General features: G+C 60.9%; 18 protein-coding genes and 2 pseudogenes. 12 read left to right on the forward strand and 8 right to left on the reverse strand.

The features are described 5' to 3' along the window. The 5 genes and pseudogenes from WLY71_RS23580 to WLY71_RS23600 form a co-directional block, all read right to left on the reverse strand. A pseudogene (locus WLY71_RS23580) lies at positions 1–83 on the reverse strand (Lrp/AsnC family transcriptional regulator); the annotation flags it as partial. A 1-nt stretch (position 84) separates the two neighbouring features. Further along, positions 85–1263 (reverse strand): cytochrome D1 domain-containing protein, encoded by a 1179-nt coding sequence (locus WLY71_RS23585; protein ID WP_347805462.1) that lies wholly within the window; start codon positions 1261–1263, stop codon positions 85–87. Beyond that, positions 1260–1583, reverse strand: coding sequence for a c-type cytochrome (locus WLY71_RS23590; protein ID WP_347805463.1), 324 nt, complete (start codon positions 1581–1583; stop codon positions 1260–1262). The genes WLY71_RS23585 and WLY71_RS23590 overlap by 4 nt, the downstream gene beginning before the upstream one ends. Positions 1584–1602: 19 nt before the next feature. Continuing rightward, positions 1603–1917, reverse strand: coding sequence for a c-type cytochrome (locus WLY71_RS23595; RefSeq protein WP_347805464.1), 315 nt, complete (start codon positions 1915–1917; stop codon positions 1603–1605). Between the two features lie 24 nt (positions 1918–1941). Further along, on the reverse strand, positions 1942–3630 hold the full coding sequence (locus tag WLY71_RS23600) for a cytochrome D1 domain-containing protein (protein ID WP_425589958.1): 1689 nt from the start codon (positions 3628–3630) through the stop codon (positions 1942–1944). 199 nt (positions 3631–3829) lie between these two features. On the opposite strand from WLY71_RS23600, the gene WLY71_RS23605 reads away from it, so the two are divergent. From WLY71_RS23605 to WLY71_RS23630, 6 genes are all read left to right on the forward strand, one after another. Continuing rightward, positions 3830–4633 (forward strand): CbbQ/NirQ/NorQ/GpvN family protein, encoded by an 804-nt coding sequence (locus WLY71_RS23605; protein WP_347805465.1) that lies wholly within the window; start codon positions 3830–3832, stop codon positions 4631–4633. After that, positions 4617–5204, forward strand: a complete 588-nt coding sequence (locus WLY71_RS23610; protein ID WP_347805466.1) for a cytochrome c oxidase subunit 3 family protein — start codon at positions 4617–4619, stop codon at positions 5202–5204. The genes WLY71_RS23605 and WLY71_RS23610 overlap by 17 nt, the downstream gene beginning before the upstream one ends. A 10-nt stretch (positions 5205–5214) precedes the next feature. Further along, positions 5215–5472, forward strand: coding sequence for a cytochrome C oxidase subunit IV family protein (locus WLY71_RS23615; protein ID WP_347805467.1), 258 nt, complete (start codon positions 5215–5217; stop codon positions 5470–5472). A 263-nt stretch (positions 5473–5735) separates the two neighbouring features. After that, positions 5736–6176, forward strand: coding sequence for a c-type cytochrome (locus WLY71_RS23620; protein WP_008156283.1), 441 nt, complete (start codon positions 5736–5738; stop codon positions 6174–6176). Positions 6177–6179: 3 nt separating this feature from the next. Continuing rightward, on the forward strand, positions 6180–7610 hold the full coding sequence (locus WLY71_RS23625) for a cbb3-type cytochrome c oxidase subunit I (protein WP_347805468.1): 1431 nt from the start codon (positions 6180–6182) through the stop codon (positions 7608–7610). 77 nt (positions 7611–7687) lie between these two features. Then, a complete protein-coding gene (locus WLY71_RS23630) occupies positions 7688–9529 on the forward strand; it encodes a nitric oxide reductase activation protein NorD (protein ID WP_347805469.1) in 1842 nt (613 codons plus the stop codon). 193 nt (positions 9530–9722) lie between these two features. Here the strand turns inward: WLY71_RS23630 and WLY71_RS23635 are convergent, their stop codons facing one another. Continuing rightward, positions 9723–9911 (reverse strand): protein DnrP, encoded by a 189-nt coding sequence (locus tag WLY71_RS23635; RefSeq protein WP_347805476.1) that lies wholly within the window; start codon positions 9909–9911, stop codon positions 9723–9725. A 5-nt stretch (positions 9912–9916) separates the two neighbouring features. Continuing rightward, a complete protein-coding gene (locus WLY71_RS23640) occupies positions 9917–10600 on the reverse strand; it encodes a Crp/Fnr family transcriptional regulator (protein WP_008156275.1) in 684 nt (227 codons plus the stop codon). A 483-nt stretch (positions 10601–11083) separates the two neighbouring features. Here WLY71_RS23640 and WLY71_RS23645 point away from each other — a divergent pair, with 483 nt between their 5' ends. Both WLY71_RS23645 and WLY71_RS23650 read left to right on the forward strand, forming a co-directional pair. Beyond that, positions 11084–12274 carry an NnrS family protein gene (locus WLY71_RS23645; RefSeq protein ID WP_347805470.1) on the forward strand — a complete coding sequence of 397 codons (1191 nt, stop codon included), beginning with the start codon at positions 11084–11086 and terminating at the stop codon, positions 12272–12274. 25 nt (positions 12275–12299) lie between these two features. Further along, complete coding sequence (locus tag WLY71_RS23650) at positions 12300–12740, forward strand: hypothetical protein (protein WP_134102454.1); 441 nt, start codon at positions 12300–12302, stop codon at positions 12738–12740. A 135-nt stretch (positions 12741–12875) separates the two neighbouring features. Here WLY71_RS23650 and ytfE read toward each other — a convergent pair whose 3' ends face one another. Then, on the reverse strand, positions 12876–13550 hold the full coding sequence (gene ytfE, locus WLY71_RS23655) for an iron-sulfur cluster repair protein YtfE (RefSeq protein WP_347805471.1): 675 nt from the start codon (positions 13548–13550) through the stop codon (positions 12876–12878). 155 nt (positions 13551–13705) lie between these two features. Between ytfE and norR the strand changes: the two genes are divergently transcribed. From norR to WLY71_RS23675, 4 genes and pseudogenes are all read left to right on the forward strand, one after another. Further along, positions 13706–15235, forward strand: coding sequence for a nitric oxide reductase transcriptional regulator NorR (gene norR, locus WLY71_RS23660; RefSeq protein WP_347805472.1), 1530 nt, complete (start codon positions 13706–13708; stop codon positions 15233–15235). Positions 15236–15323: 88 nt separating this feature from the next. After that, the gene (gene pdxH / locus WLY71_RS23665; protein WP_347805473.1) at positions 15324–15971 is read left to right on the forward strand and encodes a pyridoxamine 5'-phosphate oxidase; all 648 of its coding nucleotides are present in this window, start codon (positions 15324–15326) and stop codon (positions 15969–15971) included. Between the two features lie 177 nt (positions 15972–16148). Beyond that, positions 16149–16703, forward strand: coding sequence for a molybdenum cofactor biosynthesis protein B (gene moaB / locus WLY71_RS23670; protein ID WP_347805474.1), 555 nt, complete (start codon positions 16149–16151; stop codon positions 16701–16703). Next, positions 16700–17037 (forward strand): annotated as a pseudogene (locus WLY71_RS23675) (molybdopterin molybdenumtransferase MoeA); the annotation flags it as partial. The gene moaB and the pseudogene WLY71_RS23675, both read left to right, overlap by 4 nt.

The following is a 17037-nucleotide window of genomic DNA, read 5'->3' on the forward strand; positions in this document are numbered from 1 at the left end:
ATCTCCTTGTACGGTGACGGGCACAGCGGCATGCCGTGCTGGAAGCGGTCGATCAGTTGGCGGCTGAGCAGTTCAAGGTCCATTTCAATACCCCATTTTTTGCGCGCGACTGCTGAAGAAGATGCCGCTCGGCGCGGAGGCTGGCAGGGTGCTCAGCAGCTTCAGGCGGTACGGCTCCCAGATTTGAACCTGATTGCCGTCGCGTAACGACAGCCACAATTGGTCACCGCGTGCGGTGAATTCCATGTGCAGCACCCCCGGTCCCGGGTGCAGATCGGCGACCACGGCATGGGTTTCGGTGTCGATGACCTGAACCCGATCGTTGTCCGGGTAGGCGAAATTGACCCATAGCTGCCGACCGTCCGGGCGCGACGTGACGAACACCGGCTGACCAGCGACCGGGATCACCGCGGTCTGTTGCCAGGTACGTGAATCCATCACCAATACCTGGTGACGACCCACCGCGGGCACGAAGGCCTGGTTGTCGGCGACAGCCCAGCCTTCCAGGTGCGGCATTTTGTAGACGGGGAGTTTCGCCTGGCCGCGTCCGTAATCGCCGAGTACCCGCTGCACACCGCGCTCTGGATGCCAGAGGTCGAGTTGGGCCATGCCGTCCTCACCGAACAGGCCGGCCATGTAATAGCGGCCATCAGGGGTAATCAGGGCATCGTAGGGTTGCTGGCCGATGCCGGTGAAGCGGTTGATCTGCGGTGTGCTGCCCTGACTGAAATCGGCGGTCCAGATCTCGCCGGTATCGAACAGGCTGAAGACAAAACGTTGCCCCGGCGCGTCGACCAGGCCGACTACACGGGAGCGCTTGGTGCCATCGGCCAGGGGCGTGGCCGGAATATCGGCCACCAGTTGCAGGGTGTCGGCATCGAACACCTTGACCCCACCGGGCACGTAGTTGGACACCGCGATCAACTTGCCGTCCTGACTGATGGCGCCGCCAATGCTGTTGCCGCCCTGGATGACGCGATGATCGATACGCCGGGTCAGCAAATCGATTTTGCTCAACCCGCCGTCGCGCCCGAACACATAGGCATAGCGCTGATCCCGTGAGAACACCACCGAGGCATGGGACAGGTCGCCGAAACCCTTGAGTCGGGCCAGCGCGGTGTGGGTGTCGCTTTCGATGATTTGCACGCTACCGGTGGCGCGCTCCACGACCACGCCCAAATCGCCGGTGCCACGCAACGGTGGCTGAACGCAAGCGGACAACAACAGCCCGGTCGCCGCTGACAGCAGGATTGAACGGATCATGGTGCGGGATATCCCTGGAGAAGAAGATCGACCAACCAACGGATGTCGTCGGGGCTGAGCAATGGGGCCCAACCGGGCATCGCGGTGCCGGGCCGGCCTTGGGTGACGGTGGCAATCAGGCTGTCCCGTGATTTGCCGGCCAGCGCTGCGCGCGTCAGTTCGGGGCCCAGCCCGCCGGTAAGGTGCAGCCCATGGCAGGCGCCGCAGTCCTGGGTCAGCAGGTGTTCGAGTTGCACCTGACGCTGGGCGTCCGGCGCCGCAACCGCAGTTGCGCAAATGAGGAGGAGGGCCGCCAGAATCACAGCGTGTCGATAAATCATCTTGACGCCCTCCAGGCGGTTATTTGAGTGTCAGTACCCAGGTCGCGAGAATTTTTGCTTCTTCATCCGTTACCGGGTTGGCCGGCATGGGCATCGGGCCCCAATTGCCTTGTGTGCCGTTCTTGATGTGGCCGGCCAGGGTGTCTGCGGCTCCGGCCACGCCAGCGTTCTTGGCGGCTACATCCTTGAGTGCGGGGCCGACCAGCTTGGTGTCAATGGAGTGGCAGGCTGCGCAGGGTTTGCTCTTGAACAGCTCCAGCGCGTCTTGGGCCATGGCCGGCTGCACACTCAGCGCAGCGGTCAGGGCGAACAGTGAGAACAGAGTATTTTTCATGGTGTTTCCTTGCATTGATGGAGCTCAATAGATGTCATGTTGGGTGTTGTAGACGTTGAACTTCCCGGTGGGTGTGATCAGTCGTTTGTCCTTGATGACTGACTTGAGCTTCAGTGTTTTGTCGTCGATCACCACCAGCGCCGACTCGTCTGCCTGGCCGCTCCAGACGGAGAACCAGACTTCATCGCCGGCCTTGTTGTATTCCGGTTGCACGACGCGCATGGCGCCTTGCTTGATGCCGGCGTATTCAGCGATGGGCAACACGGTGTAGCCGGCGTCGAGTTTGTCGAGGTTGAACACCGCCACTGACTGACTGAGTTTGGTATCCGGGTTGAGGGTGGTGTCGACGTACAGGTGGCGAGAGTTGGGATGGGTTTTGATAAACAGCGATCCGCCGCCCTGGCCCTTGAGTGAGGCGACCTGCTTCCAGGCGTATTGCGGGTGTTTGGTCGGGTCGGTGCCGATCAGCGAGATGCCGTCATCACCCAAATGGCTGGTGGCCCAGACCGGGCCGTAGGTCGGGTGGTTGAAGTTGGCGCCGCGACCCGGGTGAGGGGTTTTACCGACGTCCACCAGCGCGGTCAACTTGCGCTCCTTGGAGTCGATCACGGCAACCTTGTTGGAGTTGTTGGCTGCGGTCATGAAGTAGCGGTGTGTGCTGTCCCAGCCACCGTCATGCAGGAAAGGCGCGGCGTCGATGTAGGTGACGGTGAGGTTTTTGATGTCCTGGTAGTTGACCAGCATGACCTTGCCGGTTTCCTTGACGTTGACGATGAACTCCGGCCATTCGTGGGAGGCGATGATCGCCGCGACCCGGGGTTCCGGGTGATATTCCTGCTTATCGACGGTCATGCCGCGGGTCGAAACGATCTGTTTCGGCTCCAGGGTTTCGCCATCCATGATGGTGAATTGCGGCGGCCAATAAGAACCGGCGATGGTGTATTTATCTTCGTAGCCCTTGAACTTGGAGGTCTCGACCGAGCGCGCCTCGATGCCCACTTTGACTTCGGCGACCTTGGTCGGCTCGACCGGCCACAGGTCGATCATCTCGATCCGCGCGTCTCGACCAATCACCAGCAGGTAGCGACCCGAGGCAGAGATCCGCGAGATGTGCACCGCGTAACCGGTCTCGATGAGTTTGACGATTTTCTTGCTGTCCCCATCGATCAGGGCAATTTTGCCGTCATCGCGCAACGTCACCGAAAACAGGTTCGGCAAGTTGAGTTTGCTCAACTGTTTCTTCGGACGGTCCTCGGGTTTGACCAGCACTTTCCAGGTTTTCAGCGTCTCGGCCATGCCCCATTCCGGTGGCGTCGGCGGCGTGTGCTGAATGAACTTGGCCATGACCGTGATCTGATCCTTGGTCAGCGCATTGGACGTCCCCCAGTTCGGCATGCCCGCCGGCGAACCGTAGGTAATCAAGGCCTCCAGGAATGGCTGCCCGCGAGACTGGGTGATGTCTGGCGTCAGTGGTTTGCCGGTGGCCCCTTTGCGCAGAACACCGTGGCAGCCTGCGCAGCGCTGGAAGTAGATTTCCTTGGATGAGTCGAACTCGGTCTGGCTCATGTCGGGAGCGCCGGCGGTTTTGACCATGGGCGGGTTGGCCGCGGCGGCGGGCTCTTCAGCGCTGGCGGCATGGCTCACCGCCAGGGCCAGTGATGAACACAATGTGGCGAGGGTCCGGGCAAACGTTTTTCTATTGCTGATCAGCATTCCATTTCTCCTCAGGCAAGACCTTTGCGATGTGCTGAAACGGCAGCGCAGAACGCAGGTTCTTAGTGCCGTGCAAGGCTATGCCCGAGCAGGCCATTGTTCGCTTGACGACGATCAAGTTTGCCGGCCATCTCACTTGCCAGGTTGTCGCAGGGGCCCGTAGCGTGTTCCTTGAATCCGCTTTTGGAACAGGCAGCCCATGGACCGTACCCAGTCTTGCGACCACCCGATCGAACCCTTCTACCAACCGCTGAATAATGAGGAGGCGCTGTTCGAACAAGCCTGGCGACACGGCATGCCGGTGCTGATCAAAGGCCCGACGGGGTGCGGCAAGACACGTTTCATCCAGCACATGGCCCATCGGCTGAAACTGCCGCTGTACACCGTGGCTTGCCACGATGATCTGAGCGCGGCCGACCTGATCGGCCGTCACCTGATCGGTGCCCAGGGCACCTGGTGGCAGGATGGACCGCTGACCCGCGCGGTGCGTGAAGGCGGCATCTGTTACCTCGACGAAGTGGTCGAGGCGCGCCAGGACACCGTGGTCGTACTGCATCCCCTGGCCGATGATCGTCGGGAGTTGTTCCTGGAACGTACCGGCGAAGTGCTGAAAGCACCGCCGTCATTCATGCTCGTGGTGTCTTACAACCCCGGTTACCAGAACCTGCTCAAAGGCATGAAACCCAGCACCCGGCAACGCTTCGTGGCGATGCGTTTCGGCTATCCGCCGGTGGCCGATGAGGAACGCATCGTTGCCCGGGAGGCTCAGGTGGACAACGCACTGGCGGCGCAAGTGGTGCGGCTGGGCCAGGCGCTGCGCCGGCTCGATCAACATGATCTGGAGGAGGTCGCCTCAACGCGACTGCTGATTTTTACCGCGCGCATGATCCGCTCCGGCATGAGCCCGCGTGAGGCCTGCATGGCCTGCCTGGCCGAGCCGCTGAGCGATGATCCGCTGACCGTGGCCGCGCTGATGGACGTGGTTGATGTCCACTTCGGCTGAGTCCACGGGCGTCACGCGCCGTTACTTGCCGGGCGATCTGGCGATGTGGTTTTTCATTCTCGCCGAGCTGTCGGTGTTCGCCATCCTGATCCTGGCGTTCGCCGTGACCCAGGCGCTCAAGCCGCAGATGTTCAGTGAAAGCCGTCTATTGTTGAACACCTCAACCGGCTTGGCGATGACCCTTAGCCTGCTCACCGCGGGGCTGTTCGCCGCGCTGGCGCAGGAGCACGTCAGGCGCTCACGATCCCGGCACGGCGCCGTCTTCCTGTTGATGGCGTTGCTCGCCGCCAGTGTCTACGTGGTGTTGAAACTCACGGAATACCGGCACTTGCTGGCCTCGGGGCTGGGCATGGAGCACAACACCTTTTTCACGTTGTACTGGATTCTCACCGGGTTTCATTTTCTCCACGTATTACTCGGCATGGTCATTCTCGGATGGCTGGCCGAGCGCTGTCGCCGTGGCCTGTACGACGCCAACACGCGCAGCGGGTTTGAATCCGGCGTGCTCTATTGGCACATGGTCGATCTGATCTGGGTCATGCTGTTTCCGCTGGTCTATGTGCTGAATTGACGAGGTTCTCATGTCTGTTTCCAGGGTTTTGCTCGTCTGTTGGGCGGCGCTCGCGACGTTAAGCGTGTGCACCGTGGTGCTGGCGCAGGCCGGGGCGACGTGGTTGCTGTCAATTGCCATCTTGCTGGTGGCGGTCGGCAAGGCGCGGCTGATCACCGATGGCTTCATGGAAATGCGCCACGCACCGCAACTGTGGCGCAGCTTGATGTTGAGCTGGGCGTTGGTGTTGGCGGCCGTTGTGGGGCTGACACTGATTTTGTTCCGTTAAGCGATCCCTGTAGCAGCTGGCGAAGCCTGCGTTCGGCTGCGCAGCAGTCGTAAAATCAGGCACTGCGGTGTATCAGGTTCACCGAGGTGGCAGGGTTTGCGACTGCTGCGCAGCCGAACGCAGGCTTCGCCAGCTGCTACATGGACCGAGTTCGGTTCACGTGTAATACCCGACCAAAACCATCTGCCTTTCTTGATCGCCATCAAGCAGGTTTCAACCCTTCGCTTCCTATCATGGACGGGCCTAGCAAAGAGGAAGCGACCATGTCAGACACCTTCACCAAAGGCATGGCCAGGAACATCTACTTCGGGGGAAGCATTTTCTTCTTCCTGATATTCCTGGCTTTGACCTATCACACGGAACAGACCTTTCCAGAGCGCAGCAATGAAGCGCTGTTAACCGAATCAGTCGAGCGCGGCAAGTTGGTCTGGGAGCAAAACAATTGCATCGGCTGCCACACGCTGTTGGGCGAGGGCGCCTACTTCGCGCCTGAGCTGGGCAACGTGTTCCAGCGGCGCGGCGGGGAGGCGGGCTTCAAACCCTTCCTGCATGCCTGGATGAAAATGCAGCCACTGGGCGTACCGGGCCGGCGCGCGATGCCGCAGTTCAAGTTGAGTGACCAGGAGGTGGATGACATCGCCGAGTTCCTCAAATGGAGCTCGAAAATCAACACCAATGGCTGGCCGCCAAACAAGGAGGGCTAAGCGATGAGCATTGCTAATCCGCATCTGAAATTCGCCTCGCAATCCGTGGCCAAACCGTACTTCGTGTTTGCTCTGATCCTGTTTCTCGGTCAGATACTGTTCGGTTTGATCATGGGCCTGCAATACGTGGTAGGGGACTTTCTCTTTCCGATCATCCCCTTCAACGTGGCGCGGATGGTGCACACCAACCTGCTGATCGTCTGGATATTGTTCGGCTTTATGGGGGCTGCCTACTACCTGATTCCGGAAGAGGCCGACCGTGAACTGCACAGTCCGAAGCTGGCGATCATCCTGTTCTGGGTATTCGCCGCCGCGGGTGTGCTGACGATCCTCGGTTACCTGCTGGTGCCTTATGCCGGCCTGGCCAAGCTGACGCATAACGAGCTGCTACCGACCATGGGTCGGGAGTTCCTGGAGCAGCCGACCATCTCCAAGATGGGCATCGTGGTGGTCTGCCTGGGCTTTCTCTACAACATCGGCATGACCTTGCTCAAAGGGCGCAAGACCACCGTCAGCATGGTCATGATGACCGGGCTGATCGGGCTCGCGGTGTTCTTCCTGTTCTCCTTCTATAACCCAGGCAACCTCGCCCGCGACAAGTTCTACTGGTGGTGGGTGGTGCATCTTTGGGTAGAAGGCGTGTGGGAACTGATCATGGGCTCGATGCTGGCCTTCGTCCTGATCAAGATCACCGGTGTGGACCGGGAGGTCGTGGAAAAATGGCTCTACGTGATCATCGCCATGGCGCTGATAACGGGGATTATCGGTACCGGTCACCACTTCTTCTGGATCGGTGCGCCTGAGGTCTGGTTGTGGGTGGGGTCAATCTTCTCGGCACTCGAGCCGCTACCCTTCCTGGCGATGGTGATATTCGCCTTCAGCATGGTCAAGAACCGTCGCCGGGACCACCCGAACCGCGCCGCCACGCTGTGGGCCAAGGGCACCACGGTCACCGCGTTCTTCGGCGCTGGCGTCTGGGGGTTCCTGCATACCCTGGCACCGGTCAACTTCTACACCCACGGTTCGCAGTTAACGGCGGCTCACGGTCACCTGGCCTTCTACGGTGCTTACGCGATGATCGTGATGACCTTGATCAGCTATGCCATGCCGAAACTGCGAGGGCTCGGCGAGGCAGCGGACGAGCGTTCGCAGCAACTCGAGATCTGGGGCTTCTGGTTGATGACCCTGTCGATGGTCATGATCACGCTGCTGCTCACCGCTGCCGGTGTCGTGCAGATCTACCTGCAACGCTGGCCGGTGGATGGCGTCGCGTTACCGTTCATGGCCACTGTCGATCATCTGCAAGTGCTGTTCTGGGCTCGTCTGGGCGCCGGTCTCGGTTTCTTCGCAGGGCTGCTCTGCTACCTGTCGAGCTTCAAGCGGCGGGTGCCAGTGGGGATCACTGCGACTGCCGCCTCCGCTGTTCGTTCGTGAGTCAATAACACCCTGAAGGAGGACGGCCCGGCTGGTACAGCGGGCCGTTTCACATTGGTTTTCAGAGGAAAAAAACCATGGCCTTTACCGTCGAACTGGAAGAGTGGGTTGGCAGTGTCTGGCATCGCTTTATCACCCGCCGCGCCAGCCCGGATTTTCCCGAGGCCCGGGTCGAACTGATCCACCAGCAGCGACCGCTGGCGTTGTTGTTTCGCGCCATGGGTGGCGCCAATGGCGTCGGCGTGGAAGCCGCCAGCGACCGCGATCTGCTGTTGCGACGCAACGTGCTGCAGCAGATCGCCGGCACCTGCAAGCAAGTGCCCTTGGCGTGGTGCGACGAGGCGAACCTTCGTCTGCCGTCGAGCCTCGCGGTGTTCCCTGAAGTTGCATTGAACGAGGAGCTCTATCGTTGGCTCGCGTTGCTGGCGGCCCAGGCCGGGCAGATGCGTCATTGGGGGCGAGACAATCAGCGCTGGACGCAACAGCTGTTGCGGCGCTATCCCGCGTTGCGTGCCCGGTACAAACGTTTGGTCGATGCCCATCTGCAATTGCGCCCGGATCCGGCAACATTGAACCCCGGCGAAGCGGCCCTGGAACGAGCGTTATGCCAGGCGCTGCGCGAGCCGGGCAGTGTCGAACATTTCCCTCGCAGCGAACGGGCCGCGTGGCCGCTGCCGCTGTGGTTGTACCCACCGCAAAACCTCGCCAGCCCGCAGGCGGCCGATCTCGGTGACGAGTCGGAAGAATCGCTGACGACTCCGCCCGGCGAACAGAAAGGCGCAAGCAAACGCGCCAAGCGGATCGATGAAGGCAGCCGCGACGGCGGGTTGTTAATCGTGCGCCTGGAGAACCTGTTCAGCTGGACCGAACACGTGGACCTGGATCGCTGGTCGGACGACAGCGAAAACCCTGACGCGGCCAGAGTCGCCGAGGACCTGGATGAATTGAGTCTGTCGCGCACCCGCCTGCGCAAGGGCGGTGGCCTCAAGCTGCACCTGGATTTGCCACCGGCCGATGTCGACGATATTCCCCTGGGTGAGGGCATCAAGTTGCCCGAGTGGGATTACCGCAAGCAGCAGATGCAGGACAGCTTCGTCAATCTGCAAATGATGGTGCCCCGCGACTGTGAGGCGCAGCCATTGCCGCCACGGCTGAAGGCCTCGGCGCACCGTCTGCGCCGCCAGTTCGAGCACCTGCGCAATGATCGCCAATGGTTACGCCAGCAACCTCAAGGGTCTGAACTGGACATGCAGGCCTGGCTGGATTTTCACGTTGAACGCGAGCATGGCCAATGTGCGGAACGGGGTCTGTTCATGGAACAACGGCAGTCGCGCCGCGACCTCGCGTGCCTGTTGCTGGCCGACGTTTCGATGTCCACCGACGCCCACTTGAACGATGAGCATCGGGTGATTGATGTCATCCGCGACAGTCTGCTGCTGTTCGGCGAAACCCTGTCGGTGTTGGGTGATGATTTCGCCCTGTACGGATTTTCCTCGCTGCGTCGTCAGCAAGTGCGCATGCAGGAACTCAAGTCCTTCACCCAGCGCTATGACGACAACACCCGCGGTCGCATTCAAGGGCTCAAACCGGGTTATTACACCCGCATGGGCGCCGCCATCCGCCACGCCACCCAACTGCTGGGCAAGAGCAAACGCCGCAGCAAACTGTTGCTGCTGCTCACGGATGGCAAACCGAATGATCTGGATCTGTATGAGGGCCGCTACGGCGTTGAAGACACCCGCGAAGCGGTGCTGGAGGCGCGGCGTCAGGGGTTGACGCCGTTCTGTATCACGATTGATCGCGAGGCCGGGGATTACCTGCCTTACATGTTCGGCGCCAATGGCTACACCTTGATCCGCCAGCCCGAGCAGTTACCCCTGCGCTTGCCGCAGTTGTATCGGCAGCTGACTCAGCCTTGATCGACACGATCCCTTGTCGCCTGCGCCCCTGTAGCAGCTGCCGAGCCTGCGAGGCTGCGTTCGGCTGCGAAGCAGTCGTAAATCCTAAATCCGCGGTTTAACTGACACACCGCGGTGACTGGTTTTACGACTGCTGCGCAGTCGAACGCAGCCTCGCAGGCTCGGCAGCTGCTACAGGGGAAATGTGTGGGGATCAGGCGTTGCGTGGCAGCCAGAAAAACATCGTCACGCAGAAGATCGTCAGGCCGATGCAGAACCACGTGAATCGGCGCAGCCGGCGTTCCCCCGCCTGTGCGGCGAATGCCGGCAGGGGCATGCCGCATTGGCGGCACTCGGGTTCTTGTGCGGGGTTGGCGTGCTGGCAATACAAACAGACGGGCATGTCACTCACTCGAACTGTTCCAGGCGCAGACGATCGAGAATGGCGATCTGGCGGCCGTCCTGGGTGATGATGTTTTCATCGATCAGGCGACGGATGATCCGCGAAAAGGTTTCCGGCTGGATCGACAGATGCCCGGCAATCAGTTGCTTGGCCATCGGCAGCTCGAATTGGCTGTCAACCGTTTGCTGGCGCACCAATTGCGTCAGCAGATAACGCACGACCCGGTGGGTGGCGTTTTTCAGGGACAGGGTTTCGATTTCGTTGACCCGTTGATGCAGGCGAACGCAGAGCTTGCCGAGCAGCGCAAAGGTCAGTCGGCTATTGCTCTGCAGCAGGCGCATGTAGGTGTTGTTGGATAATCGATAGAGCTGGGTGGGGCAGATCGCTTCGGCCGAGGCCACATAGTTCGGGGTGTCCATCAGCATCATCGCCTCGGCGAAGGTTTGCCGATCGCCGATCACCTCAAACACTTTTTCCTGACCATCCGGTGTCAGGCGGTAGATTTTCACCGCGCCGGCAATCACGAAATAGAACGAGTCTGCCGGCTCGCCCTGGCGGAACAGCGGTTCGCCCTTGTCGATGCTGAGCAGGTGGCTGGTACTCATCAATTCATCCAGCTGTTCTTCGTTCAACGGCTCGAACAAGTGATGACTGCGCAGAATCTGGTGATGGACGCGATGAAGCACCATAAGAATTCATCCTGAAGATTGAGGAGGGGATGGCGATCAAGTCAAACGAGGCCCAGCGAGACGCCGCTGGCCAACGCCAGAACCGAGGTCAACACCACAAACCAGGCCAGTGGCTGGATGACTTTTTTCATGACGACTCCTGGGGATCGAGAAGGATCAAGGTTTCTTTGATTGCTGAAAGCTTGAGCAAGACGCGGGCCATGCCTGAAGGCCTTTGTTTATTGGGGTTGTCAGAAAAGAGGGTAAAAAAGACCACGAGGTTTAGGGTTTAAATAACCATTAAAGGGTCATTTGTACCCTGAATGGATTTCATCGGCGGCACGCGAGGCTTGCTACCGGTGCGGATCGGCATCGGGGCACGCCCCTTGCACACTTGATCTGCGACAAAGGCAATTGATCGCCAATCCCCGATGATTGCCCCCGGACTTACTTCGACGCCTGCGGGTTGGCGTCAGGTCAGCAGCAAGGTAAAGGAGTGGCTTTATGCAAGTGCTCGACCGCCGTAAAGCGATGGCCATCGCGCCGTTGCTACGTTTGGCCTTTCGGCCATTTTTCCTCGCCGGCTGCCTGTTGGCGGTGCTGGCCATTCCGCTCTGGCTGGCCGCCTTCAGTGGTGCGCTTTCCGGCTGGCAGCCGGCGGGTGGCTGGTTGGGTTGGCATCGACACGAATTGTTGTTCGGGTTCGGCTTGGCAATCATCGCGGGTTTTCTGCTGACGGCGGTGCAGACCTGGACCGGTCGCCCCGGCCTCAGCGGGCGACCACTGGCGGCGTTGGCGCTGCTGTGGTTGTTGGCGCGCGTGGCCTGGCTGGTCAATGCACCGTGGCCGGTGCTCGCGGTGCTGGAATTGGCGTTCCCGCTGGCGGTGGCCGCGCTCATGGGGTTCACCTTGTGGAAGGTGCGGCAGACACGTAACTACCCGATTGCGGTGGTGCTGCTGTTGTTAGCGGCGGCCGACGGGTTGTCCCTATACGGTCTGGTCGAAGGTCATGAAGGCTGGCAGCGTCAAGGTGTGCTGACCGGCCTCTGGCTGGTGGCGGCGATGATGGGCTTGATCGGCGGGCGGGTCATTCCGTTCTTCATCCAGCGCGGCCTTGGCAAGGTCGAGGGCGTTACCCCTTGGCCGTGGCTGGATGGGATGCTGCTGATTGGCTCGCCGCTGGTGGCGTTGTTATATGCCGCGGGACCTGCGCTTGACCCCAATCTCTGGGTGGGCCTGTTGTTCGCCGTGTTGGCCGCTGGGCATCTGGTGCGTCTGGTTCGCTGGCATGATCGCGCCCTCTGGCGCGTGCCGTTGCTGTGGTCGTTGTACCTGGCGTATGCCTGGTTGGCGGTGGCCTGTCTCGCAATGGCGCTGTGGCATTTCGGTGCGCCGATTAACCCGAGTCTGGCGGTGCATTGCCTGACGATCGGCGCGATGGGCGGCCTGGTGTTGGCGATGATCGCGCGGGTCAGCCTGGGGCATACCGGCCGCGCGCTGGAGGCGCCATCGGGCATGACCCTGGCGTTCATTTTGCTCAACCTGGCGTGTCTGAGCCGGGTCGTGTTGATCCTGTTCTTTCCCCTGCCTGCGTTGTGGCTGGCCGGTCTGTGTTGGGCGCTGGCGTTTGCGCTGTACGCCTGGCGCTATGGGCCGATGCTGCTGCGGGCCCGGGTGGACGGTCATCCGGGCTAAGCAAGTGAACTGATGGAGGCTGCCGGTGCTATATCCCTTTTTGCTGGTCACCCACTTGCTGGCGGCGATTGCCTTCATCGGCACGCTGTTTTTCGAAGTGGTGATCTGGCACCGCGCTCGCCAGCAGTTGGCGGATACCGCGCAAACGACCGCAGATCAAGCGATCGCGGTGCGTTCACGCAAGGTGCTACATGGCGTGGTGTTGCTGTTGTATGGCGCCGGCATCAGCCTGGCGTGGCAACACCGTGGCGTATTGAGTCAGCCACTGGCCAGCAGTTTTGGCACGTTGCTGAGCCTGAAGATCATCCTGGCCCTGAGCATCATCGGCCATTACTTCCTGCTGGCGTACTGGCTGAAAAGCGCACGACTGACCACGACCCGCGCCAGCTGGATTCGCCGCAGCATCCTCGGGCACATGGTGTTGATCGTGATCCTGGCCAAGGCGATGTTCTATTGGCACGGTTGATCGCGCTGGAAAACCCGTAAACCCGTGGTGGCGCCATTCGCGAGCAGGCTCGCTCCCACATTGGAATATTGTCCCCTGTGGGAGCGAGCCTGCTCGCGAAAGCTGCGTCACTGGTTTTGTGTGACCGGCAATCGATCAGTGGCGCGGGGTCAAGGCATTAACAAACAACACGTTGTTCTCCAGATGGATGTGTTGCATCAGGTCATCACGAAACTCCAGCAGCCCACGATACAGGGCACGCCAGGTGTTACAGGCATCGGCCGGCGGGGTGATGTTGTTGGTCAGCGCGAGCAGCTTTTCGAGGGCTTCGCCATGTTGATCATGTTCAAAGCGCAGCACCTGGATCGGCGGGGCGGCCTGAGGGCCGATGCCCTGTTGCAGCATCGGGAACAGCACCTGTTCTTCCTTGAGCATGTGGCCTTCGAGTTCTTGTTGCATGTCGGTCAGCAGATCGGCCAGGCCGTTGGGGCAGCTGCTGCGCGCACCATGGACCTGCTCGACGCGACGGGCCAGGCGGATCAGTTCCGGCAGTTGCTCGCGATGGCGGGCGTGGTAGCGCGCCAGAAGGTGGGCGATCAACAGCTCCGACGGTTCGTTGCGCCAGTCGTGTTGGGTTTCGCCGGTGTCTTGCAGCCGGTGCAGCGCATCGGCGATCAGGACCGGGTCGAGGTCTTTGCCAGCGGCTGCTTCGCGCAGGCTTTTATGCCCGCCACAACAGAAGTCCAGTTTGAAGGTGTGAAAGATCCGCGTGGCGCCGGGAATGTCGCAGGCCAGTTGGCCGAGGCTTTGTTCCAGTAGGGTCAGGCTCATCAGGGGTTCCTTGTTTGGATTTCAACGGTTCCCCAGGCTCATTGCACCCGACATGCCATATTTAACGTATTGAAAAATATGGCTTAATTTTTAGTTGTGGTGATAGGCACCCGGACGCTTTAGGGTGAATCCAACCATAGAGGGTAATAACTACCATGCTGCGTGAAAGCCTGGCGGCCGACCTCATTGTCGAGTTGCCCAATGCTGTGCGGTTGCAACGACTGGTCCAGACCCTGCGCGAGTACTTCAACAGTGGCGCCGTGGGATTGCTGCGTCTGGATGAGGACAGCCTCAGGCCGGTCGCGACGGTGGGGCTGGTGCATGAAGCGTTGGGCCGCCGCTTTGTCATCGCCCAGCATCCGCGGCTGGCGGCGATCATGGCGTCGCGCGAACCCACCTGGTTCGAGCCCGACAGTCGCCTGCCGGATCCCTATGACGGCTTGCTCGACAATCACGCTGGCGAACCGATGCCCGTGCACGACTGCATGGGCGTGAGCCTGTACGTGGAGGGGCGGATCTGGGGCGCGATCACCCTCGATGCGCTGCACGCCGGGACCTTCGACAGCCGTGCGCGGGAAGAACTCAAGCGCTGCACCTTGCAGATCGAAGCTGCCGTGCGAGTCACCCGGCTTGAGCAGGAAAACCGCAGCCTGCGCTTGTCCCGCAGCGATATTCAAGACGTGCGCAGGCCAGCTGATGAAGGCGAAATCCTCGGGCAGAGTGAGGTGCTGCATCAGTTGCTCAATGAACTGGACGTTCTGGCCGATTCCGAGCTGCCGGTGTTGCTGTTGGGTGAGACTGGTGTCGGCAAAGAACTGTTCGCCCGGCGCTTGCATCGTCTGTCGCGCCGCAGCCATAAGCCTCTGGTGCAGGTCAATTGCGCCGCTTTGCCGGAGTCTTTGGCAGAGAGTGAATTGTTCGGCCATGTCAAAGGCGCGTTTTCCGGCGCCACCAGTGACCGTGCCGGACGTTTCGATGCGGCCAACGGTGGCACGCTGTTTCTCGACGAAGTCGGTGAGTTGCCATTGGCCGTGCAAGCGAAGCTGCTGCGCACCCTGCAAAACGGCGAGATCCAGCGCCTCGGCGCCGACAAACCGCTGCATGTCGATGTGCGAATCATCGCAGCGACCAACCGGCACCTGCCGGACAGCATCCGCGACGGCTTGTTTCGGGCCGATCTGTATCACCGGCTCTCGGTGTACCCGGTGCCGATTCCACCGCTGCGCGAGCGGGGTAACGATGTGTTGATGCTGGCCGGGCATTTCCTTGAGCTCAATCGGGCGCGGCTCGGTTTGCGCGGTTTGCGTCTGTCGCCGGCGGCCGAGCGAGCGCTGCTGACTTACAGCTGGCCGGGCAACGTGCGCGAGCTGGAGCATGTGATCAGCCGAGCCGCGTTGAAGCAGCTCAGTCGCGGCACGAGTCGCACGCTGATCATGACGCTGGAGCCCGAGATTCTGGACCTCGACAGTGCCATGGGCGGGCAGGGCGCGGTCGCCGAAAGTCCCCTGGACGTTACGGCTGATGAGCCGTTCCAGCCCCTGGGTGAAGCGGTCGACGATTACCAGCGCAAGAAAATTCTCCAGGCCTTGAGCCTGTCCGGGGAGAACTGGGCCAGCGCTGCGCGGATTCTGGAAGTCGATCCTAGCAATCTGCACAAACTGGCTCGGCGTCTGCGCCTCAAATAAGGCTGGGCATGCTCAGTGTTGATGGTGGTCAAGGTGCTGTTGCTCAGTGCATTGCACACTGGGCAGAACCTTTTTGGAGATCACCGTCATGCCCCTTTCCCTGGCACAGATGCGCCGCAACTACACCCTTTTTGGCCTGCAAGACGAGTCGGCGCTGGACGACCCGATGGCGATGTTCCGGCAATGGCTGCAACTGGCCCGCGATACCGAGCGCGCGCCTGTCGAAGCCAACAGCATGGTGTTGGCGACGGTCGACAGTGAAGGGCGTCCGCACTGCCGGGTCCTGCTGCTCAAGGGCTTGAGCGATGAAGGCTTCACCTTTTTCGGCAATTATCAGAGTGACAAGGGCCAGCAACTGGCCGCCAACCCGCATGCTGCCATGACCTTTTTCTGGCCGGGGCTGGAACGTCAGGTGCGTATCGAAGGCCAGGTCTCCAGGCTCGACCCGACGCTGTCGGATGCGTACTACGATTCCCGCTCACAGGACAGTCGCCTGGGCGCCTGGGCTTCACCGCAAAGCCGGCCGCTGGCCAATCGGGCCGAGCTTGAATCGCTGTTGATACAAACCACCCAACGTTTTGCCGGCAAGACCGTGCCGCGGCCCGAACATTGGGGCGGCTACTGCCTGCACCCTGAGCGTCTGGAGTTCTGGCAAGGCCGTGCCGACCGCTTGCATGATCGTCTCGATTACCGTTTGTGTGACGGTGTATGGCAACGAAATCGCCTGGCACCTTGAACAGATCGTGTAGCAATGGAGAACAATGTGGGAGCGAGCTTGCTCGCTCCCACAGGTTTTGTGTGGCCTGTACATTCTGCTTATGTCCCCGTGGAGGTACCTCCTTGGAGGAATAGGCTCGCTCGCCATTCCGGTTCAGGCTTTGTCACATACCCTCATTTACGGGAAGGCTTGGATATGGCCCATCTGGCGCAACGCACGTTTGAACCCCTGAACATCGCCGTGCTGACCATCAGCGATACGCGCACCTTTGACACAGACACCTCGGGGCAGACCCTGACGGATTTACTGCAAACGGCCGGGCATGTATTGATCGACCGTGATCTGGTCAAGGACGACATTTATCAGATCCGTGCAAAGGTTTCCCACTGGATCGCCGACCCCAAGGTGCAAGTGGTATTGATGACCGGCGGCACTGGTTTCACCGCGCGCGACAACACACCGCAAGCGGTCTTGCCGTTGCTGGACAAACACGTGGAAGGCTTCGGTGAACTGTTCCGTCAGGTGTCCCTGGCGGAAATCGGTATGTCCAGTCTGCAGTCACGGGCATTGGCCGGGATGAGCAACGGCGTGCTGGTGTGCTGCGTGCCGGGTTCGCCGGGCGCGTGTCGAACCGCCTGGAACCAGATCCTGCTCGAACAATTGGACAGCCGCACCGGCCCGTGCAATTTCGCCCCGCATTTGAAACCGCAAGCGCAACGGGTCATCGACGCCTGCGAGACACGCTCATGACCGGTCGGGTGTGTGACCTCGGCCACCTGATGCCGGTGGACGAGGCCATCAGCCGTCTGCTGGATCAGGCACCGTCGCCGCCCCTGGCGCAAAAGATCGGGCTGGATCAAGCCTTGGGGCGGGTGCTGGCGGCGGACATTCATTCCTCCGTCAACCTGCCGGCCTGGGACAACAGCGCCATGGACGGTTATGCCCTCAGGGCCGCTGACCTGCCACCGGACGGCGGCTATTTGTCGATTGGCGGACGAATTGCGGCGGGGGATCAGGCGTGCTCGCCCTTGCTCGCGCAGCAAGCCGTACAGATTTTTACCGGCGCGCCATTGCCGCCGGGTGC

The sequence above is a fragment of the Pseudomonas rossensis genome, assembly GCF_039888995.1.
GTDB classification, from domain to species: Bacteria; Pseudomonadota; Gammaproteobacteria; order Pseudomonadales; family Pseudomonadaceae; genus Aquipseudomonas; species Aquipseudomonas rossensis.

Coding starts and splice junctions, on each gene's coding strand:
- WLY71_RS23635 (WP_347805476.1), bottom strand. CDS start 9,911: ATGCCCGTCTGTTTGTATTGCCAGCACGCCAACCCCGCACAAGAACCC.
- WLY71_RS23590 (WP_347805463.1), bottom strand. CDS start 1,583: ATGATTTATCGACACGCTGTGATTCTGGCGGCCCTCCTCCTCATTTGC.
- WLY71_RS23600 (WP_425589958.1), bottom strand. CDS start 3,630: ATGCTGATCAGCAATAGAAAAACGTTTGCCCGGACCCTCGCCACATTG.
- norR (WP_347805472.1), top strand. CDS start 13,706: ATGCTGCGTGAAAGCCTGGCGGCCGACCTCATTGTCGAGTTGCCCAAT.
- WLY71_RS23625 (WP_347805468.1), top strand. CDS start 6,180: ATGAGCATTGCTAATCCGCATCTGAAATTCGCCTCGCAATCCGTGGCC.
- WLY71_RS23605 (WP_347805465.1), top strand. CDS start 3,830: ATGGACCGTACCCAGTCTTGCGACCACCCGATCGAACCCTTCTACCAA.
- ytfE (WP_347805471.1), bottom strand. CDS start 13,550: ATGAGCCTGACCCTACTGGAACAAAGCCTCGGCCAACTGGCCTGCGAC.
- WLY71_RS23615 (WP_347805467.1), top strand. CDS start 5,215: ATGTCTGTTTCCAGGGTTTTGCTCGTCTGTTGGGCGGCGCTCGCGACG.
- WLY71_RS23595 (WP_347805464.1), bottom strand. CDS start 1,917: ATGAAAAATACTCTGTTCTCACTGTTCGCCCTGACCGCTGCGCTGAGT.
- pdxH (WP_347805473.1), top strand. CDS start 15,324: ATGCCCCTTTCCCTGGCACAGATGCGCCGCAACTACACCCTTTTTGGC.
- WLY71_RS23620 (WP_008156283.1), top strand. CDS start 5,736: ATGTCAGACACCTTCACCAAAGGCATGGCCAGGAACATCTACTTCGGG.
- WLY71_RS23640 (WP_008156275.1), bottom strand. CDS start 10,600: ATGGTGCTTCATCGCGTCCATCACCAGATTCTGCGCAGTCATCACTTG.
- WLY71_RS23645 (WP_347805470.1), top strand. CDS start 11,084: ATGCAAGTGCTCGACCGCCGTAAAGCGATGGCCATCGCGCCGTTGCTA.
- moaB (WP_347805474.1), top strand. CDS start 16,149: ATGGCCCATCTGGCGCAACGCACGTTTGAACCCCTGAACATCGCCGTG.
- WLY71_RS23585 (WP_347805462.1), bottom strand. CDS start 1,263: ATGATCCGTTCAATCCTGCTGTCAGCGGCGACCGGGCTGTTGTTGTCC.
- WLY71_RS23610 (WP_347805466.1), top strand. CDS start 4,617: ATGTCCACTTCGGCTGAGTCCACGGGCGTCACGCGCCGTTACTTGCCG.
- WLY71_RS23630 (WP_347805469.1), top strand. CDS start 7,688: ATGGCCTTTACCGTCGAACTGGAAGAGTGGGTTGGCAGTGTCTGGCAT.